The sequence below is a fragment of the Ferruginibacter sp. genome, assembly GCF_014377975.1.
Lineage (GTDB): Bacteria > Bacteroidota > Bacteroidia > Chitinophagales > Chitinophagaceae > Ferruginibacter.
In genome coordinates, this window is the sequence record NZ_JACMOO010000174.1 from 13,772 (window position 1) to 35,740 (window position 21,969).

The 21,969-nt window shown below is 36.5% G+C and carries 21 protein-coding genes; 10 read left to right on the plus strand and 11 right to left on the minus strand.

All coding sequences use genetic code 11. From position 1 onward, the window contains the following. Positions 1-629 precede the first annotated feature (629 nt). The 3 genes from H7254_RS10175 to H7254_RS10185 all read left to right on the plus strand — a co-directional run bounded on the left by H7254_RS10175 (position 630) and on the right by H7254_RS10185 (position 3,453). Complete coding sequence (locus H7254_RS10175) at positions 630-995, plus strand: methionine-R-sulfoxide reductase (protein WP_301932864.1); 366 nt, start codon at positions 630-632, stop codon at positions 993-995. Between the two features lie 202 nt (positions 996-1,197). Further along, the gene (locus H7254_RS10180) at positions 1,198-2,547 is read left to right on the plus strand and encodes a M20/M25/M40 family metallo-hydrolase (RefSeq protein WP_301932865.1); all 1,350 of its coding nucleotides are present in this window, start codon (positions 1,198-1,200) and stop codon (positions 2,545-2,547) included. A gap of 480 nt (positions 2,548-3,027) precedes the next feature. Continuing rightward, on the plus strand, positions 3,028-3,453 hold the full coding sequence (locus H7254_RS10185) for a hypothetical protein (protein ID WP_301932866.1): 426 nt from the start codon (positions 3,028-3,030) through the stop codon (positions 3,451-3,453). Positions 3,454-3,535: 82 nt separating this feature from the next. On the opposite strand, the gene H7254_RS10190 is transcribed toward H7254_RS10185, so the two are convergent. The 3 genes from H7254_RS10190 to H7254_RS21485 all read right to left on the minus strand — a co-directional run bounded on the left by H7254_RS10190 (position 3,536) and on the right by H7254_RS21485 (position 6,034). Continuing rightward, positions 3,536-3,988 carry a DUF4268 domain-containing protein gene (locus H7254_RS10190; protein ID WP_301932867.1) on the minus strand — a complete coding sequence of 151 codons (453 nt, stop codon included), beginning with the start codon at positions 3,986-3,988 and terminating at the stop codon, positions 3,536-3,538. 36 nt (positions 3,989-4,024) lie between these two features. Continuing rightward, positions 4,025-5,530: a S10 family peptidase gene (locus H7254_RS10195; RefSeq protein WP_301932868.1), complete on the minus strand. Its 1,506-nt coding sequence runs from the start codon at positions 5,528-5,530 to the stop codon at positions 4,025-4,027. A 384-nt stretch (positions 5,531-5,914) separates the two neighbouring features. Further along, positions 5,915-6,034, minus strand: coding sequence for a TMEM175 family protein (locus tag H7254_RS21485; protein WP_367875434.1), 120 nt, complete (start codon positions 6,032-6,034; stop codon positions 5,915-5,917). Between the two features lie 586 nt (positions 6,035-6,620). On the opposite strand from H7254_RS21485, the gene H7254_RS10200 reads away from it, so the two are divergent. Both H7254_RS10200 and H7254_RS10205 read left to right on the plus strand, forming a co-directional pair. Then, the gene (locus H7254_RS10200; protein ID WP_301920730.1) at positions 6,621-6,899 is read left to right on the plus strand and encodes a hypothetical protein; all 279 of its coding nucleotides are present in this window, start codon (positions 6,621-6,623) and stop codon (positions 6,897-6,899) included. Between the two features lie 127 nt (positions 6,900-7,026). Continuing rightward, the gene (locus tag H7254_RS10205) at positions 7,027-8,202 is read left to right on the plus strand and encodes an SAM-dependent methyltransferase (protein ID WP_301932869.1); all 1,176 of its coding nucleotides are present in this window, start codon (positions 7,027-7,029) and stop codon (positions 8,200-8,202) included. A gap of 2 nt (positions 8,203-8,204) precedes the next feature. Here H7254_RS10205 and H7254_RS10210 read toward each other — a convergent pair whose 3' ends face one another. The 3 genes from H7254_RS10210 to H7254_RS10220 form a co-directional block, all read right to left on the minus strand. Further along, positions 8,205-9,770 (minus strand): hypothetical protein, encoded by a 1,566-nt coding sequence (locus H7254_RS10210; protein WP_367875435.1) that lies wholly within the window; start codon positions 9,768-9,770, stop codon positions 8,205-8,207. Between the two features lie 377 nt (positions 9,771-10,147). Continuing rightward, positions 10,148-11,977, minus strand: a complete 1,830-nt coding sequence (locus tag H7254_RS10215; RefSeq protein WP_301932870.1) for a hypothetical protein — start codon at positions 11,975-11,977, stop codon at positions 10,148-10,150. Positions 11,978-12,053: 76 nt separating this feature from the next. Then, positions 12,054-12,749 carry an aspartate/glutamate racemase family protein gene (locus tag H7254_RS10220; RefSeq protein ID WP_301932871.1) on the minus strand — a complete coding sequence of 232 codons (696 nt, stop codon included), beginning with the start codon at positions 12,747-12,749 and terminating at the stop codon, positions 12,054-12,056. 300 nt (positions 12,750-13,049) lie between these two features. Between H7254_RS10220 and H7254_RS10225 the strand changes: the two genes are divergently transcribed. Beyond that, complete coding sequence (locus H7254_RS10225; protein ID WP_301932872.1) at positions 13,050-13,235, plus strand: hypothetical protein; 186 nt, start codon at positions 13,050-13,052, stop codon at positions 13,233-13,235. Between the two features lie 187 nt (positions 13,236-13,422). Then, positions 13,423-14,214 (plus strand): DUF2452 domain-containing protein, encoded by a 792-nt coding sequence (locus H7254_RS10230; RefSeq protein ID WP_301920725.1) that lies wholly within the window; start codon positions 13,423-13,425, stop codon positions 14,212-14,214. 253 nt (positions 14,215-14,467) lie between these two features. On the opposite strand, the gene H7254_RS10235 is transcribed toward H7254_RS10230, so the two are convergent. The 3 genes from H7254_RS10235 to H7254_RS10245 form a co-directional block, all read right to left on the minus strand. After that, a complete protein-coding gene (locus H7254_RS10235; protein WP_301932873.1) occupies positions 14,468-14,773 on the minus strand; it encodes a hypothetical protein in 306 nt (101 codons plus the stop codon). Positions 14,774-14,801: 28 nt separating this feature from the next. Next, entirely contained in the window at positions 14,802-15,458 is a 657-nt protein-coding gene (locus tag H7254_RS10240) for a protein-L-isoaspartate(D-aspartate) O-methyltransferase (protein ID WP_301932874.1), read from the minus strand. Positions 15,459-15,599: 141 nt separating this feature from the next. Beyond that, positions 15,600-17,324 carry a phospho-sugar mutase gene (locus H7254_RS10245; RefSeq protein ID WP_301932875.1) on the minus strand — a complete coding sequence of 575 codons (1,725 nt, stop codon included), beginning with the start codon at positions 17,322-17,324 and terminating at the stop codon, positions 15,600-15,602. Between the two features lie 73 nt (positions 17,325-17,397). Between H7254_RS10245 and H7254_RS10250 the strand changes: the two genes are divergently transcribed. Further along, entirely contained in the window at positions 17,398-18,450 is a 1,053-nt protein-coding gene (locus tag H7254_RS10250) for a DUF2279 domain-containing protein (RefSeq protein ID WP_301932876.1), read from the plus strand. A 67-nt stretch (positions 18,451-18,517) separates the two neighbouring features. On the opposite strand, the gene H7254_RS10255 is transcribed toward H7254_RS10250, so the two are convergent. Further along, positions 18,518-19,051: a phosphoribosyltransferase family protein gene (locus tag H7254_RS10255; protein ID WP_301932877.1), complete on the minus strand. Its 534-nt coding sequence runs from the start codon at positions 19,049-19,051 to the stop codon at positions 18,518-18,520. A gap of 107 nt (positions 19,052-19,158) precedes the next feature. On the opposite strand from H7254_RS10255, the gene H7254_RS10260 reads away from it, so the two are divergent. Continuing rightward, positions 19,159-20,475 carry a (Fe-S)-binding protein gene (locus H7254_RS10260; protein WP_301932878.1) on the plus strand — a complete coding sequence of 439 codons (1,317 nt, stop codon included), beginning with the start codon at positions 19,159-19,161 and terminating at the stop codon, positions 20,473-20,475. 488 nt (positions 20,476-20,963) lie between these two features. Here H7254_RS10260 and H7254_RS10265 read toward each other — a convergent pair whose 3' ends face one another. Further along, positions 20,964-21,314, minus strand: coding sequence for an iron-sulfur cluster assembly accessory protein (locus tag H7254_RS10265; protein WP_301923397.1), 351 nt, complete (start codon positions 21,312-21,314; stop codon positions 20,964-20,966). Between the two features lie 115 nt (positions 21,315-21,429). Here H7254_RS10265 and H7254_RS10270 point away from each other — a divergent pair, with 115 nt between their 5' ends. Continuing rightward, positions 21,430-21,966, plus strand: coding sequence for a hypothetical protein (locus H7254_RS10270; RefSeq protein ID WP_301932879.1), 537 nt, complete (start codon positions 21,430-21,432; stop codon positions 21,964-21,966). Positions 21,967-21,969 lie beyond the last annotated feature (3 nt).

The following is a 21,969-nucleotide window of genomic DNA, read 5'->3' on the forward strand; positions in this document are numbered from 1 at the left end:
CAATTATTCTTTGTATTTGATGCAATTAGTAAATATATACTTCTATTCATTATGTAATAATTTTTAATACTGAACGGGCAATCAATATTGGCATCGATTTATCAGATGGGTAACCATCTTCAAAATTTCATTATGCCTTAAATAAAGCAATTTTTTTTATATATTCTTTCCGCAAAGCAATGCTTATACTACTGCTGAAGGAACTTTTCTTTTTTTCGGTTTTTATAGTCCGGCTTCTGTAAGTATTTAAAGATGCTGATTTACCGTAGGCTGAGCCAGATTTATTACAAACATAATCTGAGACCTTTGAATGGCACCGTCGTTACCGGAAATTTCTGCCGGTATTTTTAAACGGATCATATCATTCAACGCTGTAGGTTTTTTATGTTAATGTTTTAATTCCCTCCTGCGACCCATTAATTGCTGCAAATTTATCAATCATTGGCCCGGCAAAGAAATTTAATTTAAATAGTAAAGATGCCAAAATAAACCATTCGGCAATTTAATATGTTATGATTGGTGATATTATACGGTTAGAAATAAAACAGGAATACCTGTTTACATTGTAAATTTGCAACAACTTGTAACAGCTATTGATGGTGCATCATTCAAATAAAAATTTTATAAAAATGGAATATAATAAGTTAACGAAAGAAGAAGAATATGTGATTGTTCATAAGGGTACCGAACGGCCGTTTACAGGGGAGTATGATAACAATAAGTCAACCGGCACTTATGTTTGTCGTAGGTGCAACACTCCTTTGTACAATTCAACAGATAAATTTGATTCCCATTGCGGCTGGCCTAGTTTTGATGATGAAATACCCGGCGCAGTAAAGCACTTGCCGGATACAGATGGCAGCAGAACGGAAATTGTGTGTGCCCATTGCGATGCTCACTTGGGTCATGTATTTACCGGTGAAAGGTTAACCGCTAAAAATACCAGGCACTGTGTAAATTCTATTTCCTTAAAATTTATTCCGGCAGATAAATAATCTATTTCATAATTTATAGAGTTCTCTGCAAATTTTCTTTAATTGAGTTATTGCAGAAAGGTAGCATTTGCATAAGCTTATACACCTCACTAATTAGGAAAAAACATAATAGTGAAGATATTTTTTTATGAAAAGTAACCAGGATAATTTAAACTATCACCTTAATACACGAATGCGCTAATTTTAATACAAAGATATTTTTATGAAAAAAATGTTATTTCTTTTTCTCAGCGGATGTTTTGTTCAACATACCATAGCACAGCAAATAATTGAAAGAGACGTTGAGATAGAACAGATGGTTAAAGAAGTATCCCCGGACTCGTTAAAAAATTATATTAAAACAATGGTAGCATTTGGCACCCGGAATACACTCAGTACACAGACTGATAACCGGCGTGGTATTGGTGCTGCCAGAAAGTGGGTGTTAAATAAGTTTACTGAATTTGCTAAAAAATCCAATGGGCGCCTGGTAGCTTTTATTGATACCACTACTCTTTCGCCGGATGGAAAAAGAGTAGATAGTGTTTTATTATTAGGCAATGTAGTAGCTACTTTAAAAGGTACAGATAGTGCTGATAAAAGAATATTTATTATCAGCGGGCATCTTGATAATATGCGTACCAATGTATTGGATCGTACGGGTGATGCACCGGGTGCAAACGACGATGGCAGTGGTTGTGCAGCTGTATTGGAATGTGCCAGGATAATGTGCAAGCATTCATTTTCCGCCACAATAATTTTTGTAACGGTAAGCGGCGAAGAGCAGGGTTTATTGGGCGCATATTTTATGGCAAACAAATTGAAAGCCCAACACCTGAATATTGAAGCTGTTTTAAACAATGATATTATGGGAAGCAATAATAGCAGCGAAACTAATATCATCAATAATACACAGGTACGGGTTTTTAGCGAAGGTTTACCTTTTTATAATTTAGAAAAAAATGCCAGTACTATTCGCCAGCTTGGGTTAGAGAATGATGGAATATCCCGGCAACTGGCAAGGTATGTAAAAGAAATTGGGGAGCGGTATGTGGACAATTTACAGGTAGTAATGGTATACCGCAATGACCGTTTTTTACGGGGAGGAGATCATACGCCTTATGTAGAAAATGGTTTTGCCGCAGTAAGGATTACAGAAATGAATGAAAATTATACCCGGCAACACCAGGATGTACGGAAGGAAAACGGTATTGAATATGGTGATATACTGGAGCACATCGACTTTGAATACCTGCGTAAAAATACAGCTCTCAACCTGTGCAACCTGGCTAATCTTTCCAAAGCCCCGGCTATGCCTGAAGCTGTGAAAATTGATGTAAAAAGGTTAGGCAATACAACCAACCTTAATTGGCATGCACCCAAAACAGGTAAGGTAAAAGGATACTATATTATGATGCGTGAAACCACCAGTGCTTTCTGGCAAAAGAAATTTTTTACCCCGCAGTTACAAATAATTTTACCCTATTCGAAAGATAATTATTTTTTTGCAGTTCAGGCTGTGGGAGAAAATGGAAACGAAAGTTTACCGGTTATTCCCGAAGTTAGCCGGTAATATTAAATGTATTTTTCAATGCAGGAATTGTCGTAAATCCGTATAATTTATTTTAAAAGATATTACTGCTTTCAAAATGATGTCATTAGAAGATTTACTAAAAAATACCGCCTTTTTGAATTTAATGATGCCATTTTTACACCCGTGATTACCGTTTGCGTATTTAAAGCTTCCAGTTGCTAAAACAATAAAATATTTAATCTGAAAGATATTATTTTTAGCAATCAATCAGTAGTTAAATCAATCATACTAAAAATATTAAAAATTTTTAAGGCTTTTCAAAAGTTTCAAGGAGTATTAAGAGAAAAAAACAGAGCCGGATTTTTATCCGGCTCCTTTTATTTTGCAGATTACATCCTCGTCAAAATTGCGCAGCATTACCAATTCCCATACGTAACCCGCAACAAAGCATCGATGTATAATTACTGTATATGCTCCATTTTTTATTAATTTATTATGACTTTTGAAATAAATTCAACAATGAAAAAAATTCTTCTGCTTTTTTTAGTTTCACAGATAAATACTTTTGTAAATGCACAACCGATTTCAGGTAAGACTGAAAAATACGATGTGGTGGTCTCGTTCGGCAGTATCTGTTGCGGAACCGTTTCTGATGATTTTTTGGTGGATTTTATTAAGCAGGTTGATTGTAAAAACAAAGTTACCATTCAGGCTTGGCAGTTAGGTGGGTGTGGCAGAGAAGGCGAATTTAAAATTTTATTTTTACTGAATAAATTAAATCCATCAGATAAAAAGAAATTAATAACCGGGTTAAAAAAGTTAGTACCTGAGCAAAATAATAAAAACAAAAAAGCCAAAGCAAGCAGCGGCCCTATAAATCTCGATTTTGATTTTCCGGCAAAGCAACTGGAAAACTGCAGCGGGCAATTAACCAAATGGAATTGAATACCAATAACAAATTTTTATAACTGCGATTATCAAAAATTAATGATTTGTTTTGCAAGTTTTGCCTGCATTGAAGTAAGTTTTATTGCAACGCAAATTGATATTCATTCCAAAATTTATCCAATGCAATTATTCTTGGTTTTAAAAAAGAGATGATTGCGGGCCAGTCTGATTGATTTAATACATGTACATTTTGAAGGCAGGCTGTTATGGAGCTGATGAACTTTTTATCACCAACCGAATTCAATTTCAGCCATTGCCAATTTGTACCACAACTTTCCTGAAATTGCTTTTTAAGTTTTAATAACTCATCAAATTGCTGACCTTGTATTCCGGTATCCGGGTGCGATAATTCAATCCTTATAAAAGCCACTCCATCTTCACATTGCATACTGATGCGGATAAATTTTATACCGGTTTTATAATTTACCCAATTAATTTTTTCACCTCCGGCAGAAATTACCGGCCGCATATATTGACCAAAAGCTGTCCAGAATTGTTGCCTTACCAATGTTGCCGGTTGTTTTGAATACATACAATAACATTACTTGCTGCAGTATCTTGCAGCCATTTATTTTACATTGTTACTCCAGTCAAAAAAACTATCTACATCTTTTTTAAACTGAATCATTGAAGGCTTATTTATATAATACATGTGGCCGGATTCATAATAATAATGCCGGAGATTTTTTCTTAATTCCGGTTCAAGAAACATGTGTGCCACATCGTAATTGGCGGTAAAGTAAGGGGTGGCAAAATCGTAATAACCACTGCCAATGTACACTTTTAGGTGAGTATTTTTTGTCATTGCATCGCGTAAACCTTCTGCCACATTCAGGTATTGGTTTTGCACATTATTATAATTCCATGGATAAACATTTCCAAAAATATTGTAGGCCCGTTCTTCTTTAAAATTAAGTTCCCTTTCAAAATAATCATTTATAGCACTGGTAAAAGGTCCGTCAATATTTATAAAAGAAGGATCGAAGTCAGCTCCTTCGCCTGCATTATCAAAATTATGTCCAGTAAAACGGCTGTCAAGCCGGCCAACAGCTAATCCATCTTTGCGGCGCAGTTCTTTATAAAAACGACTGTCAGAAACTCTTAAATTGGCTTGCAAAATATATGCTTTACTAATTCCGGTGTAATAGCTCAGTTTCTCTGCAATGCGATCTTTGTCTGCATCACTCAGCCATTCGCCTTTAAGCAAAGCCGGGGCATATTCATTCATCGCAAAATCCTCACTTTCTTTCAAAGTTTTTTGCAGATCGGCCTGCAAGGTGGCTGCTAGTTTTTTATGATACCAGGCAGCGGCGGTAAAAGATGGTATATACAAAACATACGGCAGGTCGTTACCAACAGCAATGTCATTTGTGCCAAAATTTAGCACCGGAGAAATCAATAAAATACCATTGATATAAATGCGGTAATTGTCCGTTAAAAATTTGGAAAGCCCGGCTGCACGGGTAGTACCATAACTTTCGCCAGCTAAATATTTAGGCGATGACCAACGCTGATACTTTGATAAAAAACTACGGATAAATGCGCCGATACTTTGAACATCTTCTACAAAACCATGAAATTGTTTCGCATTTTCGCCAACTGCAGGTACACTAAAACCCGTAGATACCGGATCTATAAAAACAAGATCCGTTTTATCAAGCCAGGTGTATTCGTTATTAATAATTTGGTAAGGTGGTGGCGGCGCGGTACCATCATCCTGTAGCAATACTCTTTTGGGCCCCAAACCTCCCATGTGCAACCAAACGGAAGATGATCCAGGCCCCCCGTTAAATGTAAAACAAACGGGCCTTTTACCTGGTTCCTCCCCCTCTTTTTTATAATAGGTGAAAAATATTTTCGCCATTAATTTTCCGGTATCGTTTTGTAAATTTAAATATCCGGTGAACGCGGTATATTCTAATTTTTTTCCGCCGGCTAAAGAGACCGAGTTTTTTGTAATGGTGGCAGTAATACCTGTGGGGATCAGTTCATCTTTATTATCTGTTAGGGTGTTTTTTTGAGCCATTGATAAAATACAAACGAATGGTAGAAAAATTAAAAATGCATATTTCATAATAAAACTTTTATGCTGTAATATAAGGTAAGCTCCTGAAAAATAGGCCCCGCAAGATTAAAAGATTACTCGTGCCTGGCTAAATTGTAGAAGTATTTTCTCATTAATTATTGACTCTTGGGGCTCTAACCTATTGACTAATAATATTTTAGGATAATTAACATTTTATGGCATATTTTTAGAAATTTCACTTGTAAATCTTCTTTAAGTGATGATGTAAAGTTGAATAAATTTTAACTGAGAACATATCGATTGCTCCTGGCTGTTTTGCCTTAGGTACATGCAAAGAAGCAGAAATAAAAGAGTTTTGGTATATATCCAAAATTCTTTTGTTTTTTTAGAAGTACATTACTGTTTTGAATGATTGAAAGGTCTACTTTTATATTATTTCCTCTTCCCTGGAAATATATTGACTCCATCCGGTATTTTTATTTCGAGAATGACTATCGTGTGTATCACGGAAATTATCTCATCAATGAAAGTTTCCAATCTTTTTTTTACCATTTTTTCTTTCTACAGGGAATTGTTGGTGTAAAACAGCAGAACAATTGTTATTTAACAACACTACATTTTCTTGAAAATAACCGTATATCTCTGTGTAAGATATTTAACAGCAGCAGCAATCAAATATTCTTTATTGAACACTTTAGCTTGTAAAATAAAAATTGTTACCATAAGTGTAAGAAAATTGCAGCAGGCTTTGTTTTTATTTGGCACTTACAACGAAAATCATTGCATCACTTCGTTAAAACTGCTGTTTAAACAATTGCTGCTTTTGTAAATTATTTTAATGGGTAAAATTAACAAAGAAATTTTGGCAGACATTACTGACAAAAACCCGTACGTGTAACCGCCAAGACTGCATTTTTTACAGCGGCAGATAAATATTTTTGCAAACGACCCGAAATGATTTAGCCAAAACATTTTTAAAGTATATCCCCTACGGTGGCCAATCTTCAGGCAAAACACTTCTGTTAATTTTACTAAAAAATAATTATTATTTTTCAAAGTTCAGTACAATAAAATTATCTTTCCGCTTCATGGTATGTAGCATGTTTATTGCTTTACTATTCACTTTTAATACCTATATATGCAGTTATCCTTTATAAAAAACATACAGTTTACTAAGCTTATAAAAGCGGATGGACGTTTAAGGGAATTTAATTTCAGAAGATATAATTCCGGTAACCAGCTTCAGCCAGCTATCTTTTCAGTTAATGTTGTGGACAACCGCGATAACCGTATACTGTTTGAAATGCAAAAAGAAGATAATTTATGGAAGATTATAAAACAACCGTTGCCCCAATGGATACTGGAAAATGAAACAAATTTTCACGAAAGTATTGAGGAAGAACTAAAGCTTTCGTAATTTTTAAATTAATGTAGCCCGTACTAAGTTTTTTTTCAGTAAAAGAATATAGTTTTAAGGTAAGTAATATCTGTAAATATGCATTTACATTTGTGTCGTTGTCTACAGCCAAACAACTATTATATCCATGCCGGGAAATTTACAAAGCTTCCTTAAACAATTGAGTGATGATATTGAGAAACAAACATTAATAAAAATTACTTTAGGAAACAGAAGGATTAAATCGTCTGATCTTAAAAATGTTTTTATCAAACCTGTTTTAATAAAAAATATTCCAAAATTATCTTTTGTATACCGATATCCGACAAAAGATATTACCAGTAATTTCCCCGCAAAAGAAAGTATCTTTTTAATAGAAAAATTGCTGCAAGATGAATTTTATAATGCAGATATTTTTACAACAGAAAATGATTTTCATTTTGCTTTTCAAAAAAATAATACTGCCAAAATTGTAAGCAAAGGTCCATCATTAAAATCTACAGCAAACGCACTTCAACACGATAAAGAAAAGATTCGGATTATACAAGCTACCAATGCCGGTTATTTAAAAGAATTAGGCATTACTACGGCGGAAGGTATTGTAAAAAAAGAGAAGCAGGATAAGTACAAACAAATTAACAGCTATGTAGAAATTATTGATGGAATAATAAAAGATCTTCAATTTAATGAAAGCCTGCAGGTAGTAGATATGGGCAGTGGCAAAGGTTACCTCACTTTTGCTTTGTACGATTATCTTGTTAATAAATTACATCGGGATGCCGCTGTTACCGGCATTGAATTAAGAGAAGAACTGGTAACTAAATGTAACAATATTGCCCGTGCCGCAGGATACAACCAGCTTGTATTTAAAAGCGGCACAATAGAAAATGCCGTTTTGAGCAATACAGATATTTTAATTGCGCTTCATGCATGTGATACCGCTACTGATGAAGCCATTTTTAGCGGTATTAAAGTAAATGCAAAAATTATTATTTGTGCACCCTGTTGCCACAAACAGATAAGAAAACAAATGGCACCGGAAAATGAATTAAAGTCAATAACAAAGCATGGTATTTTATTGGAAAGGCAGGCAGAGATAACAACGGATGCAATAAGAGCACTGTTATTGGAAGCACATGGATATAAAACCAGGGTGTTTGAATTTATCGCTACTGAACATACACCAAAAAATGTGTTGATTGTTGGCGTAAAACAAGATAAGCCATTGCATCCAACTCAATTTTTTCTTGAAAAGGTTGCAGGTTTAAAATTGCTTTTCGGAATACAATCGCATTACCTGGAAACGTTGATTGACCGTTTGTAGCATTAACCGGAAATATAAATCCGCTTTTTTTGTTGCAAATATTTATTTTCAATAATTGTACTCAAAGGTTTTTGATACACTTTACTTTCCACCCAGGATATAATGTCCAAATAAGCAAAACTCCGCGTTTGAAAACGGTTCTTTTCAAGCCCTTTTATACTTTGTAAAAACTTCTCCAGTTCTGGCTTTAATTTTTGCCTTGATAACTTAAACGAGTTGCGTAAAAATTTAAACATTGCTTCTTCTACTACGGTAAGGTTTTCCATTTTGGCCATAAAACGGTAAACAGATTTTATCAGTGATTCAATGATATCAAAATTGCCGAGTTCATAATGGGCCATCAGGTGCAGCAGCCTGGCATAACACTGTAAATCATTTCTCATTTCTACATTGCCGTTGATTATTTTTTGCAGATAATCAATTGAGATACCATATTTGGCTGCGCCAAAATACAAATTCGCAATTTTATAATTAAAAACCAGCAGCCGGTGATTGTCAATGTAAAGTGAATATTCCTGTAGCTTTTCTTCAATGCCTTTTACTATTTTTAATCCTTCAGAAAATGTTCCCAGCATAAAATGCTGGTTAATTTTTGATGCGCTGATGTACACAAAGGTTTGTATGCGGTGATTGTCGTGATGCATGGCAAGTTCTGTGGTAGAAAAGGCTTCAAAAGCTTTTAGTACATTTTCAAAACCCTGGTAATTCCTGAGGTCGAAATGAGCATTTAATAAATTGTGCATGCCTTTGATATAATAGCCCGTTTCTACTTTTATCATCAGGGGTTGTTCATTAAAAATATCAACCCATTTTTGTGCATACCGGTAATACATTAAAAAATCCTGCCGGATAAAAGCATACCAGCAATAACTTTGATAAAGGTACAGCCGTTCATAAAAACCAGTTTGAAAATGTGCACCGGGAGGTAAATTATCCGACAGAAAATTCTTTACATCTTTTTCATCTTTTTCATTACGGGCATGGCCATTTTTAATATACCAGCTATATAAACGCAGTGCTAAATTCGACATCCTTGCTACATTATCTACCCGGTTATTTACTTCCACGGCTTCCATAGACAACTGTTCGCCCCGGTTTTGCATTGAGCGGGTAATGTGCAAGGCTTCAATCTTTTTTTCCCATGAAATTACCTGTGTAAGAAAATTAAATTTATAATGTGTTTTTGCAACTTCTTTTAATTTTTCCAAAATTTTAAGACTTTGCACATACAATCCTTTATTGTACAATATCCTTGCATAATCCAATTGCTCATTTAACTGCAAATCAATACTTCCGGTACTTTTCAAAAGCCGAAGGCTCGAAAGCAATTGTTTATACAGGTGAACTTTAATATTAGATAACTGCGGTTTTTTGATAGAAGGTAACTTTTTAAGCAAAACAGTTTCATCATACTCTGTTAGTTTATCTAAAGCATCAAACAATTCTATGATCTTTAAGTCTTCGTTTCCTGAACTTCTTTTAATATAAAGCTTAAAATTTCTTTTTTCAGCCTTTTCAAGTGATTGGATAAGCTGAAATAATGTATCTGTAAATCGGTTGGACATCATTTTTAATTTTAATTATAACACAATACCAATAAGGATTCTAAAAAATAAATCCCTTCTTGACATAATCAAACTGCTCATAACAAGATTATGAACGTAAAAAAACACACCCTACTTTCGATTTAAGAAAGTGAAGATGTGTTAAAGATATAGCAGGCAATCGTAAAAGTGGGCAAGCAATCGTTAGCAAATTGCAATAATCAAGAAAATTAACTGATTAATAATCAGTTTCAAAATAACCTAAGAATTTCATATGGCAAGCAATCGTTAAAGTTCTTCCGTTTCTACGGAAGAACTATTTTTTTGTATCCTAAAGTAATACCATTTTATCTTGCCAATCAAATTATTATCAAACTTTTTTTAAAATATTTTTTTCTGTATTAGTTAGGCAAAATGAAGTCCGGCTTGCGAATGAATACGTTATTATATTTGAAGCGGATATTGGTACCGAGTTCTATCTTGTAGTTTTTCATTCCCGCAACTGTTCTGGGAAAATAATATCCTCTTAGTTCTATCGTACCAAAAGTTAAGTTTTCATTTCTTGTTCTTACGCCTGCACCAATTGCACTATACAAATCGGTTTTGGTAAACGACTGATTGGTTGGTGTAAGCGCAGACATGTCTACAAAAAAGAAAGGAGCCAGCCTGAACCCCCAGAATTTTTGCATATTAAAAAAGACTGACTCTGCTTTAATAGTGCTTCTTATATCTGATGGGCCCGGGTATCCGCGAAAATAAGGAAGCCCAAAAACACTGTTTATGTTTAAAGGCTGATCTAAAACCGGACTAATTTGTTTTGTAAAACCCCCACGGAAAAAATTACGGTTAAGCCATTTTCCTTTCAATTTTTTTAGTTTGGTAAAATGATCTATGTTAAATAGTATGTCAATATCTTCCCATTGGTTTTTATAAATATACCCCCCCATTTTAAAAGTATAGGTGGTGTAAAATCCCCTTTTTGAAAAATGACTTCGCAAAGCATCCAGTCCAAAATAAGGTCTGTTCCTTTCCTCTTTTCTTGTCCACCCGCCTATCAATGATGCACTAAAACCTTCGGGTACATCTTCATTTCTTCCAAACCCATAAATAAAATTAGCCCTGTATGCTTCCTGCCTGAATACGCTGACCGCAGCAAGAGTACCCCTGATATTGGCATACCGGTAATCATATATTTGATGATTAATGGCGGGTATATCAGTAAAATGCTGGTAGAAATTTCGCATAGCAATAAATTTACGAACCCGTGTTTTCATGTTTTTAAACAAAAGGCGCTGGCTGCCGAAATTATAACCAAACCACACATCTACATTGCGGAAGCTGTATTTAAAATCACTTTGGTACAATGAGTCTGAAATATAATTATTGCTTGTTTTATTCCATGCAATATCTGCCGCGCCTATCCAGGGAATATAGGGTGTTACAAGTGGTTTTTCAAAATGAGTAAATAAATAGGTTTCCTCCGGCCTGCCACTGTTGAATGCATTTCTGTAATTTTGAAATCCAAAACTCCAGTCGATAAAACTCCCCATAATGTTGCGCTTTAAAAAACCTGCATCATAGCCGAATGCAGGATTACGGTCTCTGTCATATAAACTGCTAAAAGAAAGCTGGGAACCGGAACCACCTACATTTTCATTTTTTATCCGCACACCAATTTTTGTAGCACTGCCCATATCAACACTGCCACCCAAAGGAAAGATATCTTTGGTGATAACAATTACATCTACCGAATCATTGACACCGGCAATGGTGTCAATAATAATACGGGCATCCTGTATGTACACCTGCTGCCGGAGGTTACGCTCATTATCGGCCAAAAGATAAGGTTGAAGTTTATCACCCTCTTTAAAAAATAAATTATTGTGTAAAGTTTTAAGGATAGTTTTTTTATGAAAACCATTGGCTACAATGGCACCAAAATTATTTCTGATAATCGTTGTATCAAAAATGGTTCTTTCAAACCCCAGCCGCAGAAATTCAATATTCCGGATTATTTTACCTGTGTGGATAATAAATGGATTTACCACCATAACAGCATCCGTTGCCGGAGGATCGGTAGCAATGCTTTTTGCTAATTTGCCTAGTAAGCCTCCCTTTTTAGCTAAAAAAAAAGTATCCTTGTTTTCCTTAACTTCCTGGGCTAATAGACCGGATGAAAAAAAAGAAAAAACAAGTAATGAAAAAATAACCGGCAAAGCCTTTTTTAACATCGTTGCACTTTAAAATTTACTTTATAAAGGTATTGATTTGATTAAATTTAACAGATTTTGGTGATAAGTAACAACTTTACAGACTAAGAGCAAAATCAACTGCGGCAGTTGCATGTAACAATGTTGAGTCAAATACCGGTATTGTACAATCTACCTGTTTGATTAACAACGGAATTTCCGTGCACCCTAAAATGACTCCCTCAATACCTTCTTCGATAATATTTTTCTCTATTACATCCAGGTACATTTTTTTTGTTTGCTCTAATAAAATACCTTTCCCCAGTTCATTATAAATGCTATCGTTGATCAATTCTCTTTCCGCTTTGTTTGGAATGACAATTTTAATGCCATGCTCTTGAAAGCAATATGTATAAAAATCGCCTTGCATGGTATATCTGGTTCCTAGTAAAAGCACCGTTTTTATTTGTTGCCGGTTAAGTGCGCCCGCAACTACTTCTGCAACGTGTAAAAGCGGCACACCAATGGCAGCCTGCACCTGGCTTGCAACAATGTGCATGGTATTGGCGCAAAGCAGCATACAATCTGCGCCAGCTATTTCAAGTTTTTTAGCAGCAGTACTTAAAATATTTTCAATACCAGCCCAATTATCCTGTTTTGTAAGTGTTACAATTTCCTCAAAGTTTACAGAGTACAGTAAAATTTTTGCCGAAGCATTACTTCCCAATTGCTTGTTGACAGTTTCGTTTATTACACGGTAATAGTCAACGGTAGAATACCAGGATGTTCCTCCAATCAGTCCGATCGTTTTCATTTTTTATTTTTTAGTTTTTAGTTAAACTTGAAGACACAATTTGCATTTTATTATGGAGATTTTGAAATTGAATATCGCTGCTCTGCATAAATTGCTTTTGTAATATTTTAACAGGAAATTTAACGGTTAAACATTAAATAAAGAAATGTAATAAAACAATGTGTCGTATCTTTGCGGCGCAAAACAGTAATTACGTAATTTAAACTGTCCCTCTAACTATTGCTTGCTAAGGAAAATCTCCGGAAAGTGCTTTAAAAAACTGATCCCGGCGATATTATTTAGTAATTTAAAATTAGAGATATGAAAAGTGATACATCAGGTAATGGTGCCTCTATCAAAAATGGTGAACTGAAAGAATCATTAAATGAAGCAGTTGCAACAGAGTCAAGACAAGAAGATTTTAACCGCACGTTTGGGTCAATCGACATGTGGAATCTTAAAAAAAAGCAACGAACGTCTTTACAAATGAGAAGACGTTATAATTGATAATTTATTAATTAGCGATAATTTCTTTCAGATTTTTTAGCATGGCAAAAGCCATGCTTTTTTTTTTCATAGCAGACATAATCCAACGGCATTGCAACACCAGGTTTCATTGAATTTGCATTGATACAAACAAAACACCTTTCGAATTTGTATTAAGTTTCTTTTTAAAAAATAGTACTAGCATAATATGATTCAAGCTTACAATTTCATCGGGTCGTGGCAACTGTTTCCGGAGAAAGGAATATATGAATTTGGCGACAGGCCAAAATCCGGCATATACAAAATAGAGGGTGCGGAAAATAAAAATCAAATTAACGTCAGTATCAATTGGGTTTCCCTGGAAAATGAAGCATTTAATTCTTCTTATACACTAAGTGGGGAAGAAGATCAATTTCGGTTCGACGAACCAGCCCTTGCAAATTTTACCAAAACCTGTTTTTCAGATGCGCTTAATTTCGAAATATCATTTATCAAAAACGAACAGGTTGTTTTAAAGGTACACAACGAACTATTGCCCAACGGATATTTAAAAACAGTGCTCAGTGGTACAATGCCAGACGGTAACGCCTATACCAACACAGAAATTTACCATAAGCAATTAAGCGTGATGCCCTACTCTACTTCGGTAAGCGGAGCCGTAATTAAACCGAATGAAGCGGGTGTAATTCGTCACAAAGCTTTAACTGCAATGGAAGAACAAACAAACATGCAGCTTAGCCAGATACGCAGACAAATTGAATTACTTGCTATTCAGGCGCAGGAAATACAAATGCGCAAAGAGTTAAGTATGCTGATATACAATGCCAGGCTAAGCTTTGTGCCTGTAATAGGCCATACTTATTATTTGTATCAAAAATCGGATGATACGCATATTCTGTCAATGATAAGTGCGAAAGAATTTGGTGGTGGCGCCGGGCCATATAAAAAATTTATAGCTCCGGTGAAACTATTGGCAGACCACACATGGGTTGAGTTATAATTGAATGCAAAATTATTTCGGCAGTATCGTTGCCTATGGCGGCTTAAATCATTTTGTAAGAAGTTTTATGGAAAGGATATTTTGTAATTTATTTTTCTACAAAGTTATTAATGAAACCAGGATAATCCCCTGGAAAAATTTCAGGTTTAGTTGAACATACAAATTATCAACATCAGCAGCCGATGCCTAGTCTGCAAAAAATGAAGTAAAAACCAACATAATTTGGCAGTCAGCGTAATATGCTTTGTTTTACTTAATAATTGCTAAAAAAGAAATAATATATCTGTACAATCAGAAATAAAAAGTTAACCACATACAACCAGGGCAAAGGAGTTTTTTTACCCCTGGATACTAATGAAATCAGTAAAAAAATATTGAAAACAAAGTTGATGTAAATTGCTCCATAGCCCAGTATAACAAACATGCTCTCCAGGGGTTGTATTTTTATGCTGCCGTTAAAAACGCCCTCTTTTTTATGCGCATTTTCTACCAGGCGCAATATTACCGCAACTATAAAACAACAGTTACATATAAAAACAAGTTTTGCAAAAAATTTCATCTTACAGATTGCATTTTTAATGATAAGATTATCCCTGCTTTCCTTTTAGCATAGGTACAAAAGAAAAATTATCAAATGCCTCTTCGCTGGTGCTTCCATCTGCATTTTTTGTTATCCGCAACATGCGTTGATGTTCGCCTTCGTTAACCGGTATAATCATTTTACCACCTGCCTTTAGCTGATCAATTAATTTAGGTGGTATCGCCGGCGCTGCCGCAGTGATGATCACTTTATCGAATGGAGCGTATGTTGGCAGGCCTTCATATCCATCACCAAAAAAAAATTTAAGATTGGGATACTTTGATTTAAAAATATAAGTTTTTGTTTTTTCAAATAATACTTTTTGCCGCTCGATGGTGAGCACTTTTACGCCCATTTCTGCCAGCACTGTTGCCTGGTAAATACTACCCGTACCAATTTCCAGTATCTTGTCAAACGGCTTTACCTGCAATAATTGCGTTTGATAAGCCACAGTATAAGGTTGTGAAATTGTTTGTCCTTCACTGATCGGGAAAGCCCTGTCTTCGTAAGCAATTTCATCAAAGGCACTGTCTAAAAAAAAGTGGCGGGGAATTTGGTTCATCGCCGCAAGTACAGTTTCATCTGTAATGCCTTTATCTCTTAAAACATCCATTAATTTTTTTCGCAGGCCTTTATGACGGTAAGTATCTTCGTAATTTCTCATAGCTGTTTTAACTGCCACGAATTACACCAATTTTTAGCAATAAAACAAAAAGACTTAATTGGTTAAGGTGATCGTTTTTTATTTACCCATAAAAAGTGCCGGAATAAAATTCGGCACCCGGGTAAAATAAAAAAATTAAACCTATTTCAATTTCATTTCATCAATCATCCTTTTAATCTTTTCATCCAGCGATTGATTGGCTGCTTCAAAATCTGCAGCATCAGAAAGTTGGGTGTTTACGCTAAAATAAAATTTTATTTTAGGCTCGGTACCGCTGGGCCTTGCTGAAATTTTTGTACCATCATTCAGCACAAACTGCAGCACATTGCTTTTAGGTAAATTAATGGGATAAGTTTCGCCTGTCTGCAAATTTTTACCTACCTGTAATTCATAGTCCAGCAAATCCGCTACTGCAACGCCATCAATGGTGGCAGGTGGATTGCTTCGGTAACCTTCCATCATATCCGCAATTTCTTTTGCACCATTCATTCCTTTTTTGGTAATGCTTACCAGGTTTTCTTTATACAATCCAAACTGCACATAAAGGTCAATCATCTTGGCATATAAACTAAGGCCCTTGCTCTTTTCATAAGCGGCCATTTCGCACAACAATGCAACAGCACTAATGGCATCCTTGTCTCTTACTTTATCTCCCACCATCAAACCAAAACTTTCTTCGCCACCAATTATGTAATTTTCTTTACCTTCTTTTTCTTTTATAAGAGAGGCGATCCATTTAAAACCGGTAAGTACATTGTAGCAGGCAATATTACTTGCTTTGGCAATACCATCAATCATATCGGTAGTAACAATAGTTTTAACCACCATATCGTTGGGTTGATTGATGCCCCTTGTTTTACGGGCCTCAATCATATAATTAAATGCAAGCACTGCTGTTTGATTGCCATTCATTAACACCCATTCGCCTTTTGTATTTTTAACGCCAATGCCAACACGGTCGCTGTCAGGATCTGTACCCAGCAAAATATCTGCATCTAATTGTTTGGCTTTTTCAAGCCCCATACTCATGGCTTCTTTCTCTTCAGGATTGGGATATACCACAGTTGGAAAATTACCATCAGGTGTACTTTGTTCTTCTACAATATGCACATTATCAAAACCAAATTCAGCCAGCACCTGCGGCACCAAAGTAATACCCGTACCATGGATGGGTGTATACACTATTTTAAGATCGTGTTGCGCAGCGCACACTTCGGGATAAACGCTTAAACCTTTTACCATAGCGAGGTAGGCTGCATCCATATCTTTGCCAATGACAGTGATATTGGCTTCGCCCCCACTCCATTTTACCTCATCTACGGTAGTAATTTTATCTACTTCAATAATTACATTTTCATCGTGCGGCGTTACCATTTGTGCACCATCATCCCAGTATGCTTTGTACCCGTTGTATTCTTTTGGATTGTGAGAAGCTGTGCAAACCACGCCACCCTTGCAACCAAGACTACGGATAGCAAAACTTAACTCCGGCGTGGGACGTAAGGCTTCAAACAAAAAAACTTTTATGCCATTGGCTGCAAAAACATTGGCCGTTGTTTCAGCAAAAAAACGACTATTGTTGCGGCAATCGTGCGCAATGGCCACTTTTACTTCACCTGCAAAACATTTTTTTAAATAGTTGGCGTAACCCTGTGTTGCCATGCCTACGGTATACTTGTTCACGCGGTTGGTTCCAATGCCCATCAGGCCGCGTAAGCCACCCGTGCCAAATTCAAGATTTTTATAAAACGCATCCGCCAGTTCATCCGGATTATCTTTTTGCAATTGATTGATGGCGTCTTTTACAGATTGCCCGTAGTTGCCGGATAACCAGCCGTCAATTTTGTGTTGAATATTTATATCCATGGTTTCTTATTTTAAGTCCTCAAAAATAAATGTTTCGTATCTCATTAACGTCAGATAATATTATTTTTGTTTTATGAGATGTTTTTTATGGGACAGGCAGGTTTTTGAACAACATAAAGTCAATGAATATTCGATCGGGAAAAAACTAACCTTACTCCTTTTTATCATCCTTGTTGTTTCACTGCAGGTTTTTTCGCAGGATAGTTTAAAACTTACTGCTTACGATACATTAAATGAAGGGCCGGTACGATTGATAAACCAACCGCAGCTTACGGCACAGCAAATAAAAAAAAGAGTAAAAGCGGTTGCCATAGCCAATGTTGCGGCATATGGCTCCATACTGGTGGCTTTAAATACCGCGTGGTATAAAGATTATCCCCGCAGCAGTTTTCATTTTTTTAATGACAATGCAGAGTGGCTGCAGGTTGATAAAGTGGGGCATTTTTACAGTGCCTATATTGAAAGCCGGACCAGTATGGAACTGTGGCGCTGGACTGGCATTAATCGTAAAAAGCGGATCTGGCTGGGAGGTTTAAGCGGTGTAGTGTACCAAACTGCCCTTGAGGTAATGGATGGGTTTAGTACAGAATGGGGATTTAGCTGGGGAGATTTTAGTGCGAATGTTGCGGGCAGTGCCTTACTCGTCGGACAAGAGCTGGCCTGGGATGACCAACGAATAAAAATAAAATTTTCGTTTCATAAAAATAATTATGGCGATGTACAACTAAACCAGCGTGCCAATGACCTCTATGGAAAAACGCTTGCACAACGGCTGATTAAAGATTACAATGCACAAACCTATTGGGCCAGTGCCAACCTGAAATCTTTTTTACCTAAAAGCAATTTACCCGCCTGGTTAGGCGTGGCAGTGGGCTATGGCGCAGAAGGTATGTATGGCGCAAGAAATAATGTGGCAAAAGATAAAGAAGGAAACATCGCATTCGACCGCAGCGATATTAAACGCTACCGCCAATGGTACTTTGCGCCTGACATTGACCTCACTAAAATAAAAACCAATAAAAAAGGAATCCGGTTTTTGCTAACTGTATTCAGTGCCTTCAAATTTCCCACGCCCAGCCTGGAGTTTAGCAACGGAAAGTTTAAAGTGCATGCGCTTCACTTTTAAAACCAAAGCAAAAAAAAAGTTGACACAAAAAAAGAATGAAACAGCGAATTAGCTTATGCTACAATTGTTACTCCCGGGGGATGATTTGTTGGGCAAGTGCTTGTTCCGCCATCCACGCCCCCAGAACCTCGGTGCCTTCCACCTCAACATAAATATGTTCATCCAATGTGGTGGAAAAAGACAGGCCAACATAATCCACATCAATGGGAAACGATTTGTGGGTACGTTCTACCAACGCCAGGGTTTGTATTTTTTTAGGATGCGTTTCCAGGAAAGGTTTTAACGCATACAGCATTGCCTTGCCGGTATTGGCAACATCATCAATAAGTAAAATAATTTTATCGTTAAAGTCAATGGCAGGCTCAATTACAATGGTGGATGGATTTTTTTTATCCATAATTAAAGCAGTTACAATTACCTCGCCTTTAAAAACTTCCTTTAAATAATGGTTAATCTTGTGGGCAATAATCAGGCCGCTGTCTTTAATGCCTACGAGTACCAATTGCTGCTCGCCATAATTACGCTCTGCTACTTCCAGTGCCATACGGCGAAGTTTTTTTTCGGCTGTTTCTTTTGTAAGGATATATTTTTTATTTGCCATGCTGATACCTCCATTTGTGTAGCACGAAAGTATAGTAATAATCAATAATTACACATAATTAGTGTAGTTGGTTTTTGATAATTACCTTAGCGACACAAATGAAAGTCATGTATATTGTATCACAAATTATTTTCGTATCAATACTTGCAGCAGCCGTTTGGTTGTTTACAAAAAACATTTTGCAAATACGCCGCAATATTTTTTTAGGCGTTGCAGAACACCTCAACGATAATAAACCGGAACGGTGGAGAAACCTTTTGCTGCTGGCATTGGGGCAAAAAAAAATGTTTAAAAATCCTTTGGTAGCAGTGATGCACCTGGTGATTTATACCGGTTTTATCATCATCAACCTGGAGGTATTGGAGATTGTGCTGGACGGCATTTTTGGAACACATCGTTTATTCTTTCCTTTCCTTGGAAGCTTCTATACTTTTCTTCTTAACTTTTTTGAAATACTTGCAGCAGGTGTTATTATTGTTTGTGTAGTATTCCTAAGCCGCAGAAATATTTTAAAGCTCAAACGTTTTATTAGCAAAGATTTAGATGGCTGGCCACACAGCGATGCCAACTATATCCTCATCGCCGAAATCATTTTGATGAGTTTATTTCTCACCATGAATGCCACCGACCGGGCATTGCAACTGCAGGGCAGCGGGCATTATCACAATACCGGTAACTTTATTTTTTCCGGTTTGCTGGCACCCATCTTCAGCAGTTTTTCTGCTACTACTTTAATGAGCATTGAAAGAACATGCTGGTGGATACACATTATTGGCATACTCGCTTTTTTAAATTATTTACCGTACAGTAAACATTTACACATTGTGCTGGCCTTTCCCAATACCTATTATGCAAGGCTGCCGCTGCCGGGTAAAATGACCAATATGCCCAGCGTACAAAACGAAGTAACCTACATGATGCAACCCGAACTGGCACCCACTGACGGCAATGCACAAACGCCCACCTTTGGCGCTAAAGATGTGCAGGACTTAAGCTGGAAAAATTTATTAGATGCCTATAGTTGCACCGAATGTGGCCGCTGCAGCGCAGCCTGCCCTGCCACCATCACAGGCAAATTATTGAGCCCACGAAAAATAATGATGGATACCCGTGACCGCTTAACCGAAGTGGGTAAAAATATTACAGCCAACACGGAATTTAAGCCCGATGGAAAAACGCTGTTAAACAATTATATTTCGGTAGAGGAACTGCGTGCCTGCACCACCTGCAATGCCTGCGTGGAAGCGTGCCCCGTAAGTATCAGCCCCTTAGATATTATTGTACAATTGCGCCGCTCACTCATTATGGAAGACAGTAATGCCCCACAGGAATGGAACACCATGTTTGGCAATATAGAAAATAATTTTGCCCCCTGGAAATTTAGCCCCGAAGACCGGGATAAATGGGTGGAAGATTTGGCGTAAAGGTTGGCCGTTGTAATTATTTTTTGTGCCATTAAGATTTATTGTCCGGGCTAAGAAGCAATGTGGATCATTGTTGCATCGCCCTCTTGTACTTTTTTAGCTTTGTGGAAAGCTTTCTAAAATTCAATAGTATTGAGACTTTCTTTAGGGTTTAGTTCAACAGAATAACAGTGTTATATCCATCCACATTATCATCTGGCAGAGAAGAAAATTCACTGCTTATTTTATATTTTATTCAGGAAACTTAAAAGCCCTAGAATAAATATTTCTCCTTCCGCATAAAAAATAGTGGAATATTTTATAGGCTTTCTTGCGAAGCGTTGGTGCAATAAAAGCCAATTATTTTTGCACAAAAAGCTGGGTGGCAGAAAATATATAATTTCAACAGAAATGCCTTACCAGGTAATTAATAACAACGAAGCCCATCATACTTTCATGAGTGAGGGATGATAAAATATTCGTTGTAGATTAAAATTAACCGCTAAATATTACACAGCAAACGAAGTACCACATCCACAGGTTTTGCTGGCATTGGGATTATTAAAAGTAAAGCCCCTGCTGTTTAAACCGCCCTGCCAGTCAACCTGCATACCGGTTAAATAAATCCCATGCGCTTTTTCCATAATACAGGGAATTCCCTCAATTTCAAAATGTCCATCCTTATCAGCAGGTGCATCAAAGCCAAGTATATAAGTCATGCCACTGCAACCACCGCCTTTTACGCCTACCCTTAAAACATGGGTAGTGTCAAATCCTTCCACACCCATCAGTCGCCTGATTTCGTTTATGGCACTGCTGGTAAAACTTACGGGTTGCGCTATGGCTGTAATAGTTTCCATCTGAAATAATTTATAAACAAAGGTAACTAATTTTAAAAAACGTTTATTGCCAAAGCTTTTCGAAAGCAGGAAATATTTGGCAGTAGTTTCCTTTACTTTTGTAGAAAAATAACAAATGATTTTATTGGAAATAACAATGCAGGACATGCAAACCATCCTGATCATTTTTGGTATTGTACTGGTAATGCTGCTGGGAATACTGGTGTATTTAATGTCTGAATTTAAAAGCCTTAAAGCTACTGTTGACCTGAAACGACCTGCTGCACCTGATAATAGCCTGTTACGTTTACAGGCTTACGAAAGGCTTACGCTACTTGCTGACCGGATGTCTTTAAAAAATCTGGTTACAAGAATGCACGACACACAATATTCCGCTACCGAACTGGCTGCCGGTTTAATAGAAACCATCCGCACCGAATATGAACACAACATTACCCAGCAAAACTATGTGAACCCCGAAGTATGGAAAGCGGTAACAAATTTAAAGGAACAAAATATTTACATCATCAATGAACTTACTGCTTCGCTGCCCCCCGATGCAAGTGCGCTGGATTTTAGCCGTACCATACTTCAATATACCACAGCAGACAATGCTGAACTGAGCAGCATTGTTTTAAGTGCCATTCAATACGAGGTTAAAAAACTAATCTGATAA